The organism is Streptomyces sp. NPDC097129 (genome assembly GCF_055668065.1).
On record NZ_JBVOQE010000099.1, the window covers coordinates 1 to 1,117 of the forward strand.

The window sequence follows — 1,117 nt, forward strand, 5'->3', positions numbered from 1 at the left end:
GCCTTCAGGGGCCGATTGGCGTCGTAAATGCGCTTGGCTGCATCGGCTTCGCTGAACGGGGACGTGGCGGCGGCGACGGCAGGCAGGTCGCCCCGACGGTAATAGTGGGGGGCTCCGCGCAACGTCCAGGCAAGAGCGAGCTCAGTGGCGTCGACGCGGACGCCGCGGATCCGCAGGGCCCAGGCGGCTCCGTCAGGTCCGGTGTTCTGAATCCCGAGATCGAGAATGCTGCAATCGCTGTGATCGGCGTCACCGACAACCGCTCGGTCGAGTTGATGGCGGTGCCACCGGAAATTAGCTACCTGCGTGAGTGAGGTTGCGCTAGACATGATTTCAGTTTACTGGTGGGTAACCGCAGGATTTGGGGCGGTTGATCAATGCGGCGACAGAATTGGTCAAATTCGACCGATTGTCCGGAATTTTTTCAGTAGCAGACCTTATTAGTCGAAATAATGACCCCATTGTCGGAATCCTTTGCCAACTGGTCGTTCGTATGATTACTGTTACCCACGTCACGGATACATTACAGATGTGACGCAGCTGTCACAGCACTGTCGGGTGCTTTTGGCAGCTGACCTCTGACCTCTCAAGGAGATTCACATGGGTTCAATGGAAGGAATTCTCGGCGCTGTTGTTCAGGGCCTGGGATCACTGTTCAGCGCTGACGGTCTGCTCAAGACCTTCATGGGATCGGTAGAGACCATCTCCAAGGACCCCACCCCCTAATTCAGCGCGACATTGCCACGCCCGCTCCGGGTGTAGTTACTTCAATTTCGACAAACTGCAGGAGGAAACTCATGGGATCTCTCGGTGAAGCCATCGGAAGCGTCAACAACCTCGGTCAGCGTCTCGTCGACGCACTGACCACGCTCAGCGGCGGCACGGTTACGCCCAAGTAAGCGTCGTCTGACGAGAAAGGCTCACGCACTCGGTGCGTGAGCCTTTCGTCGTCGACCGGAACTAGGTCGACCGGATCGAGTTTTTCCGATCACGTCGGGTTTGTCTCTTTCGGCCGGTACCGTTCGAAAGGTTCCGCTGCCGAAGAGAGTGACCCCGATGATCGAGACTCGTGCTTTGCGAACGTTTTTCCGCGTCTTCGTGTCGTTGGCCACGGCAG

1 protein-coding gene is annotated in these 1,117 nt (G+C 57.6%); it reads left to right on the forward strand.

The window, feature by feature from the left end:
• Nucleotides 1-314, forward strand: a 314-nt coding sequence (locus AC0B9F_RS38385; RefSeq protein WP_472010469.1) for a hypothetical protein, incomplete at its 5' end; no start/stop codon positions are given.
• Nucleotides 315-1,117: the final 803 nt, after the last annotated feature.